This is a genomic window from Giesbergeria giesbergeri (assembly GCF_054779375.1).
This window is the reverse complement of record NZ_BAAGYJ010000005.1, coordinates 1-19,667: the sequence shown is the minus strand read 5'-3', so window position 1 is coordinate 19,667 and position 19,667 is coordinate 1. Positions and strand designations below refer to the sequence as shown.

The following is a 19,667-nucleotide window of genomic DNA, read 5'->3' as shown; positions in this document are numbered from 1 at the left end:
GCGTCTCTTGTGATGGTGGATGGATTACGGTTGACGTTGTGTCAGCAAATGCGCATGGACTGCCCCGGCGCGCAGATGCCGGTGCAGAACCAACCCCAGTGGCGCTAGGGCCGCATCATTCCAGGCCGTGGGTGCTTCTAAGTAAATAAAACCCTGTGCTGTCAGGGCGGGTACGGCCGCTTGCAGGGCGGGCTGGAAGAAGTCGCTGTCAAAGGGGGGGTCAAGCAGCACCAGATCCAGGCTGGCAGGGGGACATTGCCGCAATTGGGCCACGCCATCGCCCCGCCGCAACTGTACGGTGCTGGCTTGCAGGCGTTGGCACAGTATTTGAAGCTGCGCTACCAGCGTGGCATCTTGTTCGATCAGTTGTACTGAGGCAGCACCACGCGAAGCAGCTTCTAGCCCCAGTGCGCCCGTGCCAGCAAACGCATCCAAACAGCGCCAGCCACTCAAGTCTTGACCCAACCAGTTGAACAATGTTTCGCGCACCCGATCTGGCGTGGGGCGCAAGCCAGGCTTGATGGCTACAGGCAGTCGAGTGCGCCGCCATTGGCCTCCAATAATTCGCACTTCACCCGCTCCGGTAGGGGCTGGTTTGGTGCGTTGCTGCGGAGTGGGAGCAGTCTTGCCTATAGAGGCCACTGGCACGGAAGGGGGAGCGGCGGCATGCAGGGCTGCTTGGGCTTGTGCTGGAGTGAGGCGTCGGCGGCTCATGGCTGGCCTCCTACCACCACAGTGGCCATGCGCTCGGGTTGCAATTTGCGCTGCATGGCAGATTGAATGTCGCTGATGGTGATAGCTTGCACCCGTGCGCGCCAATCTTCCAAGTAGTTCAGGGGCAGGTCATGGGTGGCAATGTTGACCACATTGGCCAATAGTTTTTGGTTGCTGTCGATGCGCAGCGCAAATCCACCAATCAAATTGTCTTTGGCTGCACGCAGCTCTTCTTTGGTTGGGCCTTCGGCCACAAAACGGGCCAGCACTTGGCGTGCTACTTCCAGAGCTTGGTGGGCTTGGTCTGGGCGTGTTTGCAGCCCTATGGTAAAGGCACCAGCGTGCAGGCCGGGCGCAAACTGGCTATAGACGCTGTAGCTTAAGCCTCGTTTTTCGCGCACTTCTTCCATCAGGCGCGACACAAAGCCGCCACCGCCCAGAATATGGTTGCCCACAAGCAGTGCCAGAAAGTCCGGATCACGCCGGGCAAAGCCGGGCTGGCCCATCAGCACATGGGCTTGGGCGGAGGCAAAGGGGATGTTGTGCTGTGAAGGGCCAGCCAATGGGGCTACTTCTGCTACGGCAGGCAGGGGATCGCACTGTGCTGGGGTAGGCAAACGTGCCAGCAGGGTTTGCACCAATGTTTGGGCTTGGGGCTTGGTCAATGCCCCTACGATGTGTACGCGGGCGCGGCAAGCTTGCACGTAATGAGTGTGAAATTGCGCCATGTCAGCCACTTGAATATGGCCTAATGTTTCATCAGTGACACGGTAGCCGTAGGGGTGGCTACTGTAGACAGCTTGCTCTAAGGTTTCGTTGGCGATGGTGGCGGGTCGGGTGCGGGCTTCGCGCAGTGCCGCACTCCACCGCTGGCGTTCGCGTTGCCAGATGTCTTCAGGCCAAGAGGGTTCGGCCAACTGGCGGGCTGCCAGATGGGCGGCCTTGTCTAGTAAGTCGGGGTGGGTCAAGGAGCGCAGGGCAAAGCTGAGGGCGTCTTCGTTGGCGCTGATGCTCAGACCTGCTCCCAGATCAGCCCAAGCCTCACCCAGGGCGTTTTCATCCAGGGCAGGGGCATCACCTACGGCCCGTATGCCTTTGCTGACCATGCCCGCCGTTGCTTGGGCCAGCCCTGCCTGAGTGGCAGGATCGCGGCGACTGCCTGCATCAAAACGGATTTGCACATCGACCATTGGAATGGCCGGACTCTCGACCAACCAGACTTGGGCTCCATTGGCCTCACGCCAGTGTTGTATTGGGAGCAGTGCCCAAGCAGACTGCGCAGACAAGACCAAGCCAGCGCCCATGGTGCAGGCGCGGGCTACATATTTTCTCAAGATCAGCATGGTGGATAGTTGGGGTGCAGCGTTCAATGGCGGGCGCCCAGTGCCGGGCCGGGCGTACGTTGGGGTTGGATGGACAAAGGTTGTGGAACCAAGGTAGCCACCGTCAGTTGCTCATCGCCAAAATAACGATGTGCCACTGCTTGCACTTGCTCTGGCGTGACAGTGCGTAATAAGGCCAGTAGTTGGTCTTCTGCATCCAGAGGAAGCCCTTGCACCCAAGAACTGCCCAAATCTTGCGCTCGGCTTTGCAGTGAGTCGCGTTCGTAGATGGTGCTGGCCATCCATTGTGTCTTGACACGTTCCAGTTCAGCACGGTTGACACCATCGCGAGCGACGCGGGTGATTTCGGCCCGTAAAGCCTCTTCTACCTGCTGGGCGCTCTTGCCTTGGCTGGGGACGCCCATCAACAAGAACATACCAGGGCCACGGCCCATGACATCCGCGCCACTGTGGGTGGCATCGGCCACACGTTGTGGCCCTTGGCTGAGGGCGCGTTCTAGCCGTGCCCCATCGTAGCCACTGAGCAGTGCCGACAGCACGATCAGCGCCAGGGCATCGCGGTCGCTATCGGTCATGGTCTGGAGCTGGCGCAGTGAGGGAACTTTGAAACCCAGTGCCACATAGCCTTGTTCGGCAGGGGCTTTGACTTCAATGCGACGCAGACCTTGTTGTGCCGGTTCGGTGCGTGGCTTGCGCGCTGGTATAGCCCGAGGTGGGATGCGGCCATAAGTTTTTTCGGCCAGTTGGCGCACTTGCTGCACGTCTACGTCGCCCACCACCACCACGGCTGCATTGGCCGGTACATACCATTGGCGATGAAACTGGCGCACGTCATTGGCGGTGAGGGATTCCAGATCGCTCATCCAACCAATAATAGGCCGCCGGTAGGGTGAAGCATGGAAGGCTGTGGCATAGAGCTGCTCCATCAACAAGGCTCGGGGCTTGTCTTCGGTGCGCAAGCGCCGCTCCTCTTTGACCACCTCCACTTCTTTGCGAAATTCTTTGTCTGGCCATTGGTTGTGGGCAAAGCGGTCGGCTTCCAGTTGCATGACGGCAGCCAACTTGTCGGAAGGGATTTGTTGGTAATAGCCGGTGTAGTCGCGGCTGGTGAACGCATTTTCCTGCCCACCCAAGGCGGCCACGCGGCGCGAAAAATCCCCTGGTGCAACTTTGGCACTGCCCTTGAACATCATGTGTTCTAGGACATGGGCCACACCCGATGTGCCATCGACTTCGTCCATTGCGCCCACACGCAGCCAGACCATGTGCAGTGCTGTGGGCGCACGTCGGTCTGCTTGCACAATCAGTGTCATGCCGTTGCGCAGCGTGAACTGTTGTACGCCCGATGCCGTCGTGGCCGTTTTGGCAGACTCTGCTATTGCAGCAGAGAGGGGGGGGCCAGCAACTACCGTTTGCGCACCAGCGCCCGTGCAGGCCCACAGGCCACACAACACCAAGGCTGGTTTGAATGCCCAGCCTTGTCGATACCCAACAAAAATCGCCACAAAAAACTCCTTGGTTCAGCGGTGCCCGATGCGCCTTGGCCCTCGGCTCTTGGCAGGCTCGGTTGCGTTCTGACGGTTTGATTCTCGCTGAGTTCCTTGGGGGATGCGGCAGGCCACACCCTGCATGCCCCAATTTCAGTGCATACCCACCACAGATGGACAGGCTGTGCCGCCTGTGAAAAAAGGTTTATCCATCTCATAGAAAGCTATTGAAGCTCTGGATAGCATCTAGGCCGGCACAATCGATGGCATCATTGCTTGGCGGCGACCTGGCTCCCGTTCAGTCCTATCACCGCCCGCACAGGCTCTAACAACCCCGCAATGTTCAGTTTCTTTAAAAAAAAGCCCCCGGCACCTGTGGTGCCCACCACCGATGCGGCCCCTGCGCCAGCTTCTTCTTTGCCTGCAACCGATGCTACTGCCGTTGAGGCAGTTGCACCCCCTGAGGCCGCCGTCACGAAGCGCAGTTGGTTGCGTAACCCGTTTGCCAGCAAAACCAGCACAACCGTTGGCCTAGACGACACGGCTCCAGAAGCCAGCATGCTGTCGGTGGCCGTAGCCACCCCAGCCGCGACCCCTGAACCCACGGCCAAGCCGGAGCGCCAAGGCTGGATAGATAAGCTCAAGGCGGGTTTGCGCAAAACTGGCAGCAGCATTGCCACCGTTTTTACCGGCACCAAAATCGACGATGCCTTGTATGAAGAGCTAGAAGAAGCTCTGCTGCTGGCCGACACCGGCGTCAAAGCCACGCAATGGCTGCTAGACGACCTGAAGCGCCGCGTCAAAGAAACCAAAACTACCGACCCTGCTGCCGTCAAGGCATTGCTGGCCGATGCGCTTACCGACTTACTCACCCCGCTCGAAAAACCATTGGTGATTGGCGAGCACACGCCCACTGTCATCATGGTGGCAGGGGTTAATGGTGCGGGCAAAACCACCTCTATCGGCAAACTGACTAAACATTTGGCTATGGAGGGTGCCTCGGTGTTGTTGGCTGCTGCTGACACCTTTCGCGCTGCAGCGCGTGAGCAGTTGGGTGTCTGGGCCGACCGCAATGTGGTGGAGATCGTTAGCCAAGAGGGCGGCGATCCGGCTGCCGTGAGTTTTGATGCCGTAACGGCCGGTAAAGCACGTCACAAAGATGTGGTGCTGGTGGATACGGCGGGGCGTTTGCCCACGCAATTGCATCTGATGGAAGAATTAAAAAAAATCAAGCGTGTTGTCTGCAAGGCCGACAGCACCGCTCCACACGAAGTACTGTTGGTGATTGACGGCAACACCGGCCAAAATGCGTTGGCACAGGTGCGCGCTTTTGACGATGCGTTGCAACTCACAGGTCTGGTGGTCACCAAGCTCGATGGCACCGCCAAGGGTGGCGTATTGGCCGCCATTGCCCAAGAGCGCCCTGTGCCGGTCTACTTTATTGGTGTCGGTGAAAAGCTCGAGGACTTGGAGACCTTCAACGCCCGTGAATTTGCCCAAGCCCTGTTGGCCTGAGTACAGACTTGCTCAAGCGAAGCCTGTATTGCGTCGATAACTACAGTACATCCTTGATGGAGGTACTTGGTTATGAAAATACAGACCTCGCAGGTGCAGTTGCAAGCACAGCACCGGGCCAGCCAATCCCAAACCAGTGCAGAACGTTTGCGCATTGGCAGTGGCCCACCCATCGCCCGCCGGACAGAGCTGCCGGCTGTTGCCGAACGCTTGGCGGCCACCCCGATCGTGGTGATGGAGCGACCACGCCGTCCTGCACCCGACACCACGCCCGAAACTGCCGTAGCTTCTGCTGCCCAAGACAAGCGCAATACCCAGCTGCCACCACAACTGGCTGCCCTGCGCGAGTTGCTTGAGCGCCTGACAGGCCGTGCCATTCGGGTGTATGGTGATGCTGAACAGCCAGCGGGCCAAGCGGCTGCTGGTCAGGGGCGGATTCGTTTTGCCACGGCAGATTCGGCCACGCCAGCCCTGGCCGCAGTAACTTCTTCGGGGCCATCGTGGGTGTACGAACGCACCCATGTTTATCAAGAAGCCGAAAGTACCCGTTTTGCCGCCTCGGGTGTGGTGCGTACCAGCGATGGTCAAGAAATCCAGTTTGCTGTGCGCTTAGAAATGCAACGGAGTTTGCGTGTGGAATCCAGCACGGTGGTGCGTGGTGGTGGCGCAGCTGTGCAACAGCAAGACCCCTTGGTGATTAACTTTGATGGCACGGCAGCCCAATTGCAAGAGCAACGTTTTGCTTTCGATTTAGACGCGGATGGTATGACTGAGCAACTTCCTATGTTGGTGGGAAACCGGGGCTATTTGGCGTTAGACCGCAATGCCAATGGCCGTATTGACGATGGGAGTGAGCTGTTTGGCCCGGCCACAGGCCAAGGTTTTGCAGAACTGGCACAGCTCGACAGTGATGGCAATAACTGGATTGACGAGGCCGACCCTGGCTTTGCCCAATTGCGAGTCTGGACGCCACAAACCGATGGCAGCAGGCGTTTGCAAACCTTGTCGGAAGCAGGGGTGGGGGCTCTCTATACGCCATCTGCCAGTACACCATTTGAGCTACGAGGCAGCCAGCAACAAAGCTTGGGCACGGTGCGTGCGAGCAGTGTGTACTTGAAAGAAGATGGCTCCACAGGTACTGTCCAACATGTTGATCTGACCGTTTGATTTTTTTGTTAATGTCAATCGTCATTAAGCTCTGAACCACTTGAGCACGACTATCAATCACTTAGGCCAAGATTTGTCGTGCTGATCCGAACCCATGTCTCATTGAAGGCTGAATTATTCGTAATCTTTGTCACTGAGTTTCGAACAGTTGATTGGGGTCGCAACATATCATCAAGCAGTGGATCGGGGTTTTCTTACGACACCGCCACCCGTCGGGTACAAATGTCCTCCGACTTGTGGCAGGAGTTCAGCCTCCTCGGGCACTGGATTTGGAACTCGGTCATTGTTTGATGGGCAGAATCGACAGGGAGATTTTCCTATCGTCAAGGAGTTTCCTGCGCAAAGGTTCTTCCACTGTTACTGATGCAGCTGGAGGCCGAACGTGCAACCTTGCACGCCCGCCAAGCATTCCAGGCCGTTCGGTGGCATGAATGTGCAGAGTCTGGTAAGTGATTGAGCGAAGGCTTTGCCGTCCATCATGTCATCCTGTCCTCGCTGTGGGAGAACAACGATCTGTGGAATTTGGTGCCTACAAATCCACGGGTGAATCCCAATAAGTTCGACGCCCCCACTGCCAGAGAATTGTTGTGGGAACGTCAGCCCATTCTCATCCTAGGTTAGGAAGTGCTACGAGATCGTCTACCTCTTGCATCCGATCAGCAAGCCGAACACCTTTTGGGTGAACGGCTTGGGCACCATGGTTCATGGTGAACTACATTGTCCGCGCGTTTGAGTGATGCCATCGAGATGACAGCTATGCAGCGTGGCGTTGAACGCTGGTGCCCACCTCAACGGGTGTAAGTCACAAGCAAATTCGCCGGCACAGATAGCGCAGCGGCAGTTTAAGATATGTCCGATGACAGGCGCTGACACCTAAGGGACGAGCCTCAGTCCTGGCCACAGTAACTTCTCTGCCCCATGCTGGAAACCGCCACTCATCAAGCTGTGAAGGCAAATTAGGTTAATCGAAAAGGTGGCAGAAAATATCCGATGCCACGCTGTTCTCTCAGTTTTCCAAGGCAAGACGAGCAAGCTTCTCTAGCACGCTCATCTTCGAGTTATCGCCACCTACCAGAACCCCGTTCGTCATGGTATGCAGATACAGCCGCACCAACGGAAGATCCAACAAACCAGCCAGGCTGGTAGCCCCATCAGAACCATAGTGCATAACATCGCGCATACCTGAAAGGGAGTCGCCCGAACCGTTGATCCCACCCTCAGGGGGCACGAAGATTCTCAACCAAGTCCCACAGTCCTGCACTGCTATCTTCAGACCAATGCGCTCGCCATGATGGCCTTGTCCGGGCTTGAACATCGATATGTAGTACGGCAGCAGGTTGAAGTCGCGACTTTTGGAGAGCAGCTTTCCTCTGCGGCCCTCTTCTATCTGTGTTGCGCGATACTCATCCTGCGCAGCAATGGCGACTTCAATGGATTGATACGAATCATTCAAAATGATCTTGGGAACAAAAGCGCCAGCCCAAACGGTAAGCCGCTCTTGGGTTTTGGCGTCTATGGCCCAGAATTGACCATTCCTGATGCCCTCTTTGGCCGTTTCCTGAAGGAACGGGAATTCCGCAACGAACCGAAGGACAGCTCCTGCCTTACCCCAAGGTGTCCGGCGGACGCGCGTGACAGACAAGCTGTGGTTTCGGATCATCACGTCGACTGCCGCCACCATTTGTTCGGGGTATTGGCGGCCGGGCATACGAATGCGCCGCGTGGCCAAAAGCGTCAACTGTCGCGGAGCATCCGCTGGCATGGAGGGCACCAAAATCGGCTTCTTGCCAAGAAGGACTTCCTTCAGAGAAAGCTCGACGAAGCATCGTTTCAGCGCCTCTTGCAACTGCCTCGCACTGGAGTCTACGGTCTTACCAGGACGTAGCTCCGCAAATGCATTAGGCGTTTTGTCTAATCCCTGAGTGGCAACCTCGATGGTCTCTCGGGATAGGAGGTTGCGAAACTTAGCCTCCGTATATGGATCGGCCCGCCCGTCCCCCTTTGCAAGGGCTGCGTAGGCCATCTCAGGCCGCACCGTGCGGAAATCGCTGTCTGCGGCGCCTTTGGCAAGCCGGATGCTTCCCGAATCGTCCCCTTCGGCGGCGCTCAGGAACAAATAGTTCAACTCCGGGTTGAGTTGCTCCGGGACACCGTCGGCAACACGCACGTTCGGGGCGGGGAAATGGATCTTTTTGTTCCCAGCCACGTGGTACTCAGGCAGGTAATCTGGAAACCTAGCCAGCGGCGCGAGAGCATCAGGAGTCATTGACTCGGTTGTCGTGTTGACCACCACTAACGGCCGCTGCAGGTTAGCCAGCGACTCTAATGGAATGTACGCATCGTCTATGCAATGCGTAGCTACAAAAGTCTCACGGGTGAAGGGCACCTTGGCCCGGGTGAAAAGGTCAATGGCGAATTCCGTGAGCAGGTTCAGGTAATACAAGCGCGTGCGACGGACTTTTTCGCGGTCTAGGCGCAGCCCTTCCATCGGGGTTTTTCGCGCATCTATCTCAAAGAAATCGTCAGGAACCATGCGTGTAATCCCAACCAAGTAGCCCTCGCCTGCTGAGGCTAGGCGCGTAGCGGCAGATCGCTCGTCCGCCCAAGCCTTGCGAACAAACCTCTTTGACTTCACATCGCACAGCAGAAGTCCGTGCTTTACGTTGACGTCGAACTTAGCCTCAGCAAGCTGGAGGTATTTCTTCGAGGCTTGGCTGGTACTCCCTAGGTAGACACTCGGGCCAAAGCCGCCGCGCACGAAAGTGTCCTCCTCGAAGGCAGCGGACTCAATCAGCTCCTTGAGCAACATCAACCCAATGAACTTCGCAGGGTGAACAGCGACGGCTGCCTGCATTGACTGGAGATCCAGCTTCGGCCGAGTGCCGAGATACCAAGCGTCCTTGCCCACCATCATGAACGACAGCTTAGAAGCCACTTCCCCTTCCAGCCCCAGTTCACGCGCAATCGCGGCTCGCACCAGTTTGGCCTGATCGTGGAAGTAAGCAGCCCCCCGCGATGCCTCTTCCTCAGAGGTAGGTATCTGGATAGGGATGGGCACCAAAAGACTGTGCCGGCCAGCTTGCCATTTAGCGAGAAGCTGTGCCGCTTCAGCCACAGGTACATCGAAGCGCAGCGCATTCAACCGGGCATGTGCGGAGGATTGAGGATCCAGCGTTTGAATGGGCATTACTTCCCCAAAATGGCGTCGCGTAGGTTTGCGTTGGGCATCCACCCTGGATCACCAGTGTTTCTTACGTACATGGACATGAAGCGAATCGTGCCTTTGGCCGGAAGGATGCCTCCAAACTTGTGTGCACCCTGCAGGTTAACGTACAGTGCATGCACGTTAACGCCTGGCAGCAGGGCTTGGAGCTTGGCATGTTTGGTCTGTGCTTGTTTCAGCAACTGGTCCTTTTTTAGGCTGTCTGTGTTGCGCGTCCAGTTCTTGAGATCAACGGCTACCCACACGTCAGGCTCCGGCTGCAAATAATAGTCGTAGAGCTGGTAGAGCTCGGCATACAACGGGTGCATCTCTGGCTTTACATACGTGACAGGCCCACCCTCTAAGGGTAGCTCATGGGCCCAGACAGCGAACTGATCGCCGACGTACTGCTCGAATTCGAGCTCCGCGATGTATCCCTTCATGATTTCAGTCACGAACCAAGGCTGAGGCAGCAACCGCTTGGTCCTGTCCGGAAGACGGAAACCACGCCACTCTTTCAGGAGCTTTCGCGTACTTTCGGTTAGGCGCGAAATGAGGCTCTCAGGCACCACCATACTGGTCCAGTCGTACGCTTCCGTACCGTCCTCGGCATCGGTAACAACCAGGTCACTCCTAATAGCCATAGTGAATTGCAACGTATAGACGTCCGCACCCATCGGCACCTCAACGAAGCAACCGTTCAGATACGCATCTGGGACACCAGCAGCGCGCAGGTCATCCATGTATTTCACCGGGTCAGTGAACATCGTCGACCGAAAAAGCAACTCCCACATACGACGGGTACTCTCGTCTGTGCGGAAGCGACCCGGCATTGAGCCAGTGAACTCCCGGAAGGCTATCGCCTTTTCCAGGCTCTGGACGTGGTGCTGCTCTCGCTCTTCGGGCATCTCAAATACGTGAGTTTTCTGATGGTGGAGCGACAGTTGCGCTAGCACAGCTCGCTGCGCTGGTGAAGCGCGTTTGCGCAACTCTGGCGCATGTCGCAACCCTAGGTGCACCATGCGTGCAGCTTCCGAGCTGATGTACAGGTGTTGCTTTGGCATCTGGACAGAAGGTCGACGCTCGCCGCGGCCTAAAGCTTGAAATACGGTCCGGGTAATGTCGATGACATGTTCCTTGCGCAGGCGCTTCCACCGGTTGCGGGAGTACTCGAACAGTAGCTCGCCTTTAGACATGGCTGCCCATCCGGGCTCATCCCTAAGCACTTGGGCGAAGCTTTGGAACATTTCCATGGAAAAACCGCTGGCGCTTGGTCGAGTGTGCCGGGTGTAGTAGGGATCGTTCAACAGGCAGAACAGCTCAAAATCACGTTCTGTTCCGTGTTGCTTCGTCAGAAAGTTGATGCCGCGGGACGCCGATGCATAGGCGCTCCAGAGCAGGATTTTTTTCCGACTGATGTCGAGGGCATCCTCCAGCTCTTTGCTGAACTGACCCTTATCGTCTTCCAGATCAACTGCGCCGGTCTTGGAGCGATCCTTTTTGCGAAAGCGTTCGGCAGAGTACAAGACGATGTGGATATCCTCCTTTTGGCTATAACCGTTGTATGTGGGCATCGCTCCCGGCTTAATGATGAAGTGGTCGCCGGTGTTGTCCATGTGCTCAACCAAGCCCAGCGATGAATTCGCCATCCGCTGCAGACACTTCTTCACATGCTCAGTCGTCTGGCACAGCACCAAGCCAGAGCGAATGCTGGTTGCCATTAGCTTGTCCAAGCTGGCCACCAGCCCTTGCAGTTCGTGGCGCTTGTGTCGGTTGAGTTGCGCATAACCGAAATCGCCCTTCTTGGGGCGCGCCTCGTCGAACTGCTGGTACAGCCCCTTGAAGGCAGTCGACACTTCAAAAGTAGACGCCGGTTCATCATCGTTCAGGATAACTACCTCCCGATCCCGTTTGTTCAGAAACTCAACAGCCTTGGCTCCAACCACTGCTAGTTCATCGTCGCTCATCTGCGAGAAGAGCCCGCCGCGTTCTTCCAGATAACGGCGCAGATGCTTCGTGTTGAACGCACCCGAAGACGCGGAATCGAGTCCACCCGTGGCGCTCATCAGATACACACCGTTGGTACGACCCAGTGCCCGAACAATGTCCTCTTCAGGGGTAGCACGCAGTGACGTGATGGTCAATGTGAGGCAAACATCGGCCTCCTTGTTGTACTCCTCGGCCTGGTTGCGACTTTCCTCCAACGTCACCACTGACTTGGTATGCTCAAAGAGGAAGGAGTCCGTGAGTAGCTCTTTATCGCTCACTTCCGTCTCAAGCCCCTCGGAAGTGGTCTGGCCGTTGAACAGGCGACGAACATCGGAGCGGAATTCGTCCAGGCTCGGGTACCTCTTTTGGTCGACCTTGGACATCTCTATGGCCTCTTCGCCACTGGTCACGGCCAGCACCCGGGCCATGAACACTACCAGACGCAGGTAATCGTAGAGGGTGTATGCACCATCAGGCGTTTTTCCGTCGTGATACTGCAAGCGGATAGTCTGTTCCGCAGTGTCCTTCGTGAGCTGGACCTGTCGCAAGAATTCGGTGTCCATCACGCTGGCCGATTCGGTGAAAAAAGTCTGGCCAGGTTGATCCAACACCTCACCGTAGGTGGAACGGCTCATAGTGAAGAATTTCTTGTTTGCCACCAAGTCGTGAATTTTGACGAATACGTCGTAAGTGGTTCCTTGGTCGCGCGGCGCGATTTGCTCAACGTAGGAGCGGATGCTTGCCAGTACCCGGGCCTTCTGACGAAAACGTTTGAAGCCCGCGTGCGCATCGTTGCGTTCGTGCAATTGCGTGAGGACAGCCAACAGCTCGGCATCGTTGAACCACTGGACAGTCTTCGGGAACTGCTTTTCGAGCTTTTCGCGCAGGATCGCCACCTTTCGCGCCGGTGCGATGAAAGACGCACGTGTACGCTCAACCTCCAACCGGAATTCGTCTTCGACAGACTTGCTGATAGCCGCGAATTCCTCGAGGTGTTCGTACACTTTCTTGGCCAAACCACGGCGAGGACCATCTCGCTCCAGACGCTCGAAGGCCATAGGCCACTTCAAGTCAAAGTACTGAAAAAATTCCGAGATGACAAGGTTCAGATCGTTGCGGCCTCCAGAGTTAACCACCGATTTGCGCTGATCGAAAAGGTACCAATAGGAGTCCTCTTCCTCGTCGACAAATGTGATCACCCTTGCAGAATCAGGCCGTCTCGACACCAGCCGTCCCAAAGTACTGTCATTCTGGTTCAACTCCTCCAAGAATTGAGGAAGATTTTCCCAGTCGCGTTGCCGAAAGCCGCCCTTGCCATCAACGGTGAATACTTTGTGCGCCACCTGCGCTTTGGAAGCTGTGCTTACGATGATGCCGGGAGTATCAAGGAACGCCTGCAGCGGGTGGAGTCGGTAAACCAGTTCAGCGATCTCTGGGGCTTGCATATAGCGATCTTCATCGCGCTTGGCGGGCCTACTCTGAACATCCAGCTGAATAAGCTTCCATACAAACCGATCCGCCAAGCTACGAGCCTGTTGCGCAGACTTGATATATGCTGCACGAGCATCCTCGTAGCTCTCGTCTGCAGTTGACATTCCAAGAAAATTGGACTGCTCACAAGAGGCGGCTTTTACGCGCAGCTCTTGAATGCGCGCACGGACACTCTTATCACTGCCCTCATGCTTGGGCGATCGCTCCATCTGATTGACAACGTAGGGGTGACGCTCCAACCACTTCACCAACGCAAGGCAGGCACTAAAGAAAGTACGGTCGTTGACGTGGTAGTCGCGGGAATACAGCCGGTAGATCGGAATGCCGGCGCCGTGATCTCGGATCGCCTCCTCAAGCTCGTCGGCGTAGCTCCGATTCTCTTGATGTTTGAGCACCTCACTACTGAATTGAGTCACTAAGGATTGCAACGGTGCAATAAAGACGGGGATAACATCACACTTCAGGAACAGCTCAATGCCGAAGGCCGCAGCGTTGTATGTCTTGCCGATGCCCGTGTACCAGTTCAACAACTTAATGAACGGCCGTTCGTTGGCGCGCAGATAAGGCTCCTTGAAGCCTTTAAGGAAAATAGATGTTGCGGTTAAAAATTGCTTATTAGTCATCTACCCATCTACTCGGCAAGGTTTTACACCTTCCAAGAAGCGGCAGAGCTGGACAAAGGGCCCAAAAAGCCCATCCAGCGCCCCCAGCTCTCAAAAAATGCAGGCCTGTAGCGCCTAGAAACACCCGCAGCCAAGGGATGCATCCAAAATGCTTCGACAGGTAAGAAGGATATTCAGCATCAGTTCAGATTACAAGCGTTCACATTGTTCAAATCCTCAAAAAATGCTCGGATAGTGGTCGCGCCCATGTGTTGCCTGCGGTCGATATCGAGGACTATCTGAAAGCAGTTTGGACGCAGTTTCCAACCTTGACTGACTCGTGTTGGCTGGGGTTAGATATGCGCGAGCGCAGTAAGCGCCAATTTCTCCCACCTAGCTAGACCTTGGTTCCAGCTTATGAGCTAACAGAGCTTGGTTTGACGGGAAGAGAAGCCCGACCTTGGCCGCTGAATCAATAAAAACTGTCGCCTATCTCAAAGGGCAACTTGAGGCTGTGAGCTGCCGATCGACCGGCCACCGACAAATGACCGCTGCGAGTAAGAGCGGGCCGTAAAAGTCTTCGAGGCGATTCAGTGATATGTGCCTAATAAGCTTGTCCAATGTATCTAAAGGTACGGAGGGCATGTGGATCGATACGATATTGGCGATTTGCTAACAAAAGCTTCGCTCGAAGACTTAGTTACACGACCCGGGATCGAGACCAAGCGACGCGGCCGAACAACTCGGGGACTCAGCCCATTTCACAAAGATACCCGACCGTCTCTATCCAGCAGACGGTAGTTCCCCGGCGCACTACCACTGCTTTGCCTGCGGTACCCATGGCAGCGCCATTGACTTGGTCAAGCAGGTTGAAGGACTGGAATTTCTGCCGACCGTTCAGTGACTAGCCCGACAGTTCAGCATCAGGCCCATACGTAACCAGATATCGCGGCGGGTCAGACGCACCGCTGGAAGCGAAACGGCTCAGGAGTTTGCACAACGAATTTTTGACGCGCGGCACGACGTAGAACAGTTCCGGAGCTGGTGCGACGAGCGCGGTTTCGATCCCGCATTTTTGCATGGCCAAGGGCCTACGCTGCATTACCCGAGGCGTGTTGGTCGAGAGTTTACAAGCAGAGCCCGTAGGCGAGCGCGCCGAGCTGATTGACGAATTTGAAAGTCTGGGTCTGATCAAGCGTCTGCGGTCTTACTCCGCGACCGGGCAAGGCAAGCTGAACCTGCTCGACCAGTTCCAGGACTGCTTTCATGACAGCCGAGTCGTCATTCCGATCCGCAGTGGTGAAGCTAAGCGGATTGAGGTGGTCGGATTGGCTGGACACGGCTTGCAAAGTGCTCCACCCGAGGGCATGGCCAAATACCTACTCACGCCGGGCTTTGAGAAGTCAGAGTACCTTTTCAACGAGCCCGAAGTATTCAGGGCTGTTACTCAGGCGTTGAAGAACAACGAGCCAGCAAGACTCTATCTGGTGGAGGGCTTCCTGGATGCGCTACGACTGCAATCCCTAGGACAACCGGCTGTGGCGCTGATGGGTATCAGCCTCGGCAAGGGGCAGTTCGAGCGACTGACGAATCTGTCACAGAAGATGCCAGGAACGACTCCCCTCACGTACTGCATCTTTATCGACAACGACCCCGCCGGTTTTGGCGGCGCAGACCGTTTGGCGCGCGGATTGCTGGGGCTCACTGGTGTGGACATACGGTGGGTGGGCATGCCCTGGCGTACTGAACCCGTATTGGGCAAGGATCCTGATTCCTGTCTGCGTGGCTTGAGCACGCCGGACGAGGCTGCTGCTTGGTTGAAGCGCTACAACCTGCCTGCTGAGGTGGTTCTGCTTGCATCAGCCTTAGGGAGCCAAGATGCATCGCAGCTTTATATGCCACGCTGGAGTCAGCTGGCGTCGCTCGCACGCGAGCGAGCCTTGTTCCGGATAGGTCTGACCGTCAGCAAACTGCACGGCTGTCGCTCACCAGAAAGTGTTGCGGAACGCCTCAAAGAAAGCCTTTTGGTTTGGGCGCAAGAGCTACACGCCGTGATGGGTGACCTTGGCGGGAGTGCGCGTCCCAGCAGCCGCAGCATGTATCTCGATGAAGGCAATCCGCGCGCTGTATTGGCGCGCGCCTTGGCTTACCATGGCTCGCACCGGGGTGAACTGCCCTCCGATGAGGAGGCGTGGCAAACCTTGAGCGGCAACGAGCGATTGTTCGATCAGACGACCTTCGCGCGGCTCCGATCCACTATCGCCGATGCGAAGCCATGACGCCAAGCCGCACCACTCCATGCCGTGCATCTTCCTCGCAAGCTCACGGCTGATCCGAAGGTATTAGGAGATCCGCGTCTTAAGGTCATGCCGCATCCAGCCGATCTGCATGTACACCAAATCCTGCTCAACGAATTGCTCACACAGTGGCATGACCGACTAGGTGCCAGCGGCAATGTCTTTTCGTCTGGTATTCCCGCAGTGCGTTGGTACGCTTCTCGGCAAGCGGTGGAGGTAACCGGGCCGTTTGACTTACTCAATGAGCCCGACATCGAGCGGGACGAGCCCGAGACCTTGAGCTTCGGCTATCAGAGGTTGATATGGATGTCTCGGAAGGCGACAAGACCCCATCAGATCAGGGCATATTCCGGCCGTTTGGCTAATGCTAGCGCGCGTTCATGGCGTGCCTGACTGACCAGTGTCGTGCTATTGGGCCGCGTGTGCATGTGCTACGCTTTGTGGAAAGCGCGTCCGACGCAGTTAGGCTTGTCGTCGACGTAAGCGAAAATACGCAACGCTGGAGCGATCTTTGCGCACTGGGTACGACTGAGGTGAACCAACCCGTCACCCAAAGAGCGGTGCGCCTGTTCTACGCCCTGCTGGCTATTCATCAATACGTGACCGGACAGGATAGCAAGGATGCCTACGTCCCCTTCAGACCACAGCTGTTCAGTCAGGGGAAAGCTTCACATTCACTTTGCATCTGCTTGTTGATGGCGTTCCTAGAAAGTTGCTAGGCGCAAGCGCTTGGTACCACGACCAGGATGATCGGGTCGCATCTGTGATGGTGCCCAAGGCGCGTACAGATCTGTGGCACGTGGGCTGGATGGTAGCTGATGTTTTGGGTGTGGCCGCCGACATGTTGGGCGAAACGGGCGAGCGCGACGAGCAACTGGACGACCTTGGCGAGTCGCATGGTGAACAGGGCGACGCCGAATCAGTTACAGCGCGCGCCAAGAAGGGACTGAAGGGCTACGTCCTGCGTCCACAACTTCGCAAGTTGCAAGGCGCATATCTTTCCGAGGCACAGGTCGAGATGGAAAGAGTGACCTCACGCGATTTGCCGTCAACGGTGCGCCGAGCGTTGGAACTGCTGCGTACCTATCCATCAGACCAGAGCTTGCACGCGCAGGTGTGGTATTTGCTGCTGATTGAGGCCGAGCGCCGCGCTATGGCCCTGCGTCTGCAAAGACGTAGCGCCGATGACTTGCGTCACGCACTGCATCGGGTGTTTCCGGATGTTTTTGTGCGATTACCGCTCTGGTCATTGCAAGGGCTGGAACTGGAGCGTCAGACGGGACACAAAAAATCTTTGCGTCCTGAGTTGGCATTGATGCTCTCGCTGTACCGTACAACTTATCCGACTCTCGCATCGTCCTATGACGTTGACAAAGACTCGTTCTTGCGTGTGGCGCTTGCACTCGCAACTGTCGGTGTCAGTCTGCGTGGCTGCACTTTGGGGGAGCTCAGTCGCGCTGGGTTCGCCCCCTGTGGCAGAGCATCTCAAGGTGCCGACCACTTGGGCCATGCCCGACGCGGTTCGCCTTGATCCGCAAGGCGATTACAAGGCCATGCGGAAGAGTTTGCTTGAAGGGGATTGAGCTGCACTCTGCAAAGCGAGTCCATGGCAATAGATGTTGGCCCTGATCGGACTGCTGGACGTCGGGTATGCGAAGGCATTCGACTCAACGGCGGTCGGGGCCAAGCAGTTAGCGGCTCAAGAATATGACACTACCAATTACCGACACCATAATCGCTGCGTTAGCACAACTCGTAGACGATTCGAAATCCAATGGAGAATATCGCGAGCCATCTCACTTCGATATTGAGTTTTACGTTGGACGAACCGGCTTAACTTCGGCAGATCCCAAAGCTCAAGGTCAAGTAATTGGGAAAGCAAAGAGAGTTACAGCAATCCTGTCATGGGCAATCGACAACAATCCCAATGCTGGTTCAAAACTCATTGAACAACTCCTATCCAAGGTTCGAGCATCAGGTGGATTTCGAGAACAGTCAGCTAACTTTGTAGGTTCAGAGGCTATTCTCAATGCCATTTTTACTTTTGATGCCGAGGGTTATGAACTCTCTAAAGATGGTGACATTCGGCCAAAAGTTCTGGAAAGCCTAAAAGGCCGGGAGTTAACCCTAGCGCTTCAGACATATGCTCGCCGTGCTCAAAAAGGTGCCCAAAACGCAGCACTACTCTCCGGTACTGGCAAAGACCTTCTTGAGGCAACGGCTGCACACATCCTTCAGACTAAATGGGGGTTATATTCAAGCGGAGCCAACTTTCAAGGTTTACTTGGGCAAACCTACATGGCGCTCGGGCTTACTGTTCCTGAGCAGGCAGCACAACCGAGCGAGTCTCCAACCAAAGCACTTGAACGCGCAATGTTTCAAACGGCTTGCGCTACAAATCGTCTCCGAAAAAAAGAAGGTACTGGGCATGGTCGTCCATGGTTGTCTTCGATTACAAACACAGAAGCTACGGCAGCCATTGAGATGGTTGGTACCATTGCAGGCTTCCTGCTCAGTAAGCTCGATAAAAACTGCTAACCTAGGAGTCAACCTCGCTCCCTTCGGACGCTGGACGCTGCGCGATGAAGCCGCGCAGCGCCGGTTACTTCTACGTTAAAAAGTATGTACTTGTGCGGAATGAGCGGTAATCAACAGCGACACCTTTTGGGGATCTTTCTGCACGTATGATGCGAGAGAACTCATGGTATTGTATTTCTAAGTTGCTGTCAAACAACCAATTCAGTCGAAGCTCTGGCACACATGCCTTGCCCTCGGGATTCCTGCCATGATCGCTATTCGCAGCAAAAAAGCTTTTGGGTAGTGCGTCGTCTTTCTCCAAAATGTTCTCATTCCCCAGAACAATCGCCACTTGGCTACTGAAATCAGTGGTAGCACCACAGTCGATCTGAAATACGACAGCTTCAAGTTTCCCACTTGGTGATGCTGCTTGATCAATTACGGTTGTTGCACACATGACAGAAAAAGATTAATGGAGTCATACGATACAGCCACCAATCGTGACAATTGCAATAGTTAACAGCCCTAAAACAACCTTTTTCCAAGTCGCCATATCAATACCGCTAACGAAATAAGGCAAGCGGCAGCTGGAATCTGTCCGCTTCAGCGATGGGTTAGGCATTTACTTACCATCTGAGGCATCTTCAATTTTCTTTGTTTTCCACTTGGAATAAAAGTATGCGCCCCCAGAAACAACACCAACGACAGTAGACGCAACAGCTATGACAGGAGCGGCGGTTACTATAAGAGGAGCACTAGTTAATCCGACAGCAACGCTTAATGCACTTAATCCAGTTGGTGCAGCCAGTGCTGCACCAGCAGCTGCAACGCCAGAAGTAATGCCTAACCCCATAGAAACCGTCTCTACTTTGTCCGCTATTTCCTTATGATTTTCATTAGCCTCTTTAACTTTATCCATGACACTAGCTGTAAGTTTTTTTTGCTTCATTCGTTGAAGATGTAGCAAGCCCCTTGGCCTTGATCACAGCTGCCTTTGTGTTTTCATGCTCAACAATTTCTTTAATCGATTGTTGGGCTGATTTTCCAGCGGCTAATGTAGTGGCACTTATCCTATTAGCGGTATCTTGTACTGTTGAAAAATTTTTATTAACTACTGACGTAGTAGTCGATGCCAATTCTTTTATTCTCTCAATTTGCGTTTTCACTTTTTCTTTCTCAAGTTAGATGTTATGAGCAATCTGGTGAGGTTCACTGCCTAACGAACTAAGGTAAGCGGCAGCTGTAAGCTGTCCGCTTGAGCGATAGGTTAGATGTATCTCTAAAGTTTCAGCAACCGTCTGCATGCTTCCAAAGATGCTGCGGTCAAAGCCACCGCTACTGAG

The 19,667-nt window shown here is 55.4% G+C and carries 13 protein-coding genes; 6 read left to right on the top strand and 7 right to left on the bottom strand.

The window, feature by feature from the left end; all coding sequences use genetic code 11:
• Positions 1–24 precede the first annotated feature (24 nt).
• The 3 genes from rsmD to ACYVB2_RS09940 are packed head-to-tail and all read right to left on the bottom strand — an operon-like array spanning position 25 to position 3,562.
• Positions 25–714 (bottom strand): 16S rRNA (guanine(966)-N(2))-methyltransferase RsmD, encoded by a 690-nt coding sequence (gene rsmD, locus ACYVB2_RS09950; protein ID WP_382432188.1) that lies wholly within the window; start codon positions 712–714, stop codon positions 25–27.
• Positions 711–2,057: a M16 family metallopeptidase gene (locus ACYVB2_RS09945; protein WP_382432186.1), complete on the bottom strand. Its 1,347-nt coding sequence runs from the start codon at positions 2,055–2,057 to the stop codon at positions 711–713. The genes rsmD and ACYVB2_RS09945 overlap by 4 nt, the downstream gene beginning before the upstream one ends.
• A gap of 23 nt (positions 2,058–2,080) precedes the next feature.
• Positions 2,081–3,562 (bottom strand): M16 family metallopeptidase, encoded by a 1,482-nt coding sequence (locus ACYVB2_RS09940; RefSeq protein WP_382432184.1) that lies wholly within the window; start codon positions 3,560–3,562, stop codon positions 2,081–2,083.
• A gap of 321 nt (positions 3,563–3,883) precedes the next feature.
• Between ACYVB2_RS09940 and ftsY the strand changes: the two genes are divergently transcribed.
• Together ftsY and ACYVB2_RS09930 are read left to right on the top strand one after the other, a co-directional pair.
• Complete coding sequence (ftsY, locus tag ACYVB2_RS09935; protein WP_382432183.1) at positions 3,884–5,059, top strand: signal recognition particle-docking protein FtsY; 1,176 nt, start codon at positions 3,884–3,886, stop codon at positions 5,057–5,059.
• 72 nt (positions 5,060–5,131) lie between these two features.
• Positions 5,132–6,226: a hypothetical protein gene (locus tag ACYVB2_RS09930; protein WP_382432181.1), complete on the top strand. Its 1,095-nt coding sequence runs from the start codon at positions 5,132–5,134 to the stop codon at positions 6,224–6,226.
• Positions 6,227–7,232: 1,006 nt separating this feature from the next.
• On the opposite strand, the gene ACYVB2_RS09925 is transcribed toward ACYVB2_RS09930, so the two are convergent.
• Complete coding sequence (locus ACYVB2_RS09925; protein WP_382432179.1) at positions 7,233–9,413, bottom strand: hypothetical protein; 2,181 nt, start codon at positions 9,411–9,413, stop codon at positions 7,233–7,235.
• Complete coding sequence (locus ACYVB2_RS09920; protein ID WP_382432177.1) at positions 9,413–13,531, bottom strand: hypothetical protein; 4,119 nt, start codon at positions 13,529–13,531, stop codon at positions 9,413–9,415. Before ACYVB2_RS09920 ends, ACYVB2_RS09925 begins: the two co-directional genes overlap by 1 nt.
• A gap of 748 nt (positions 13,532–14,279) precedes the next feature.
• Here ACYVB2_RS09920 and ACYVB2_RS09915 point away from each other — a divergent pair.
• The 4 genes from ACYVB2_RS09915 (at position 14,280) to ACYVB2_RS09900 (ending at position 18,345) form a co-directional block, all read left to right on the top strand.
• Positions 14,280–14,414 (top strand): CHC2 zinc finger domain-containing protein, encoded by a 135-nt coding sequence (locus tag ACYVB2_RS09915; protein WP_382432501.1) that lies wholly within the window; start codon positions 14,280–14,282, stop codon positions 14,412–14,414.
• A gap of 175 nt (positions 14,415–14,589) precedes the next feature.
• Entirely contained in the window at positions 14,590–15,789 is a 1,200-nt protein-coding gene (locus tag ACYVB2_RS09910) for a toprim domain-containing protein (RefSeq protein WP_382432175.1), read from the top strand.
• A gap of 826 nt (positions 15,790–16,615) precedes the next feature.
• On the top strand, positions 16,616–17,338 hold the full coding sequence (locus ACYVB2_RS09905) for a hypothetical protein (RefSeq protein WP_382432173.1): 723 nt from the start codon (positions 16,616–16,618) through the stop codon (positions 17,336–17,338).
• A gap of 176 nt (positions 17,339–17,514) precedes the next feature.
• On the top strand, positions 17,515–18,345 hold the full coding sequence (locus tag ACYVB2_RS09900) for an abortive infection family protein (protein ID WP_382432171.1): 831 nt from the start codon (positions 17,515–17,517) through the stop codon (positions 18,343–18,345).
• A gap of 601 nt (positions 18,346–18,946) precedes the next feature.
• Here the strand turns inward: ACYVB2_RS09900 and ACYVB2_RS09895 are convergent.
• Positions 18,947–19,273, bottom strand: a complete 327-nt coding sequence (locus tag ACYVB2_RS09895) for a hypothetical protein (RefSeq protein ID WP_382432169.1) — start codon at positions 19,271–19,273, stop codon at positions 18,947–18,949.
• On the bottom strand, positions 19,248–19,490 hold the full coding sequence (locus tag ACYVB2_RS09890; protein WP_382432167.1) for a hypothetical protein: 243 nt from the start codon (positions 19,488–19,490) through the stop codon (positions 19,248–19,250). Before ACYVB2_RS09890 ends, ACYVB2_RS09895 begins: the two co-directional genes overlap by 26 nt.
• Positions 19,491–19,667: the final 177 nt, after the last annotated feature.

Bases quoted from the DNA above. Each gene is read 5' to 3' on its own strand.
- ACYVB2_RS09895 (WP_382432169.1), bottom strand. From the start codon at position 19,273: ATGAAGCAAAAAAAACTTACAGCTAGTGTCATGGATAAAGTTAAAGAG.
- ACYVB2_RS09945 (WP_382432186.1), bottom strand. From the start codon at position 2,057: ATGCTGATCTTGAGAAAATATGTAGCCCGCGCCTGCACCATGGGCGCT.
- ACYVB2_RS09905 (WP_382432173.1), top strand. From the start codon at position 16,616: ATGGTAGCTGATGTTTTGGGTGTGGCCGCCGACATGTTGGGCGAAACG.
- ACYVB2_RS09925 (WP_382432179.1), bottom strand. From the start codon at position 9,413: ATGCCCATTCAAACGCTGGATCCTCAATCCTCCGCACATGCCCGGTTG.
- ACYVB2_RS09910 (WP_382432175.1), top strand. From the start codon at position 14,590: ATGGCCAAGGGCCTACGCTGCATTACCCGAGGCGTGTTGGTCGAGAGT.
- ACYVB2_RS09900 (WP_382432171.1), top strand. From the start codon at position 17,515: ATGACACTACCAATTACCGACACCATAATCGCTGCGTTAGCACAACTC.
- ACYVB2_RS09920 (WP_382432177.1), bottom strand. From the start codon at position 13,531: ATGACTAATAAGCAATTTTTAACCGCAACATCTATTTTCCTTAAAGGC.
- ACYVB2_RS09930 (WP_382432181.1), top strand. From the start codon at position 5,132: ATGAAAATACAGACCTCGCAGGTGCAGTTGCAAGCACAGCACCGGGCC.
- ftsY (WP_382432183.1), top strand. From the start codon at position 3,884: ATGTTCAGTTTCTTTAAAAAAAAGCCCCCGGCACCTGTGGTGCCCACC.
- rsmD (WP_382432188.1), bottom strand. From the start codon at position 714: ATGAGCCGCCGACGCCTCACTCCAGCACAAGCCCAAGCAGCCCTGCAT.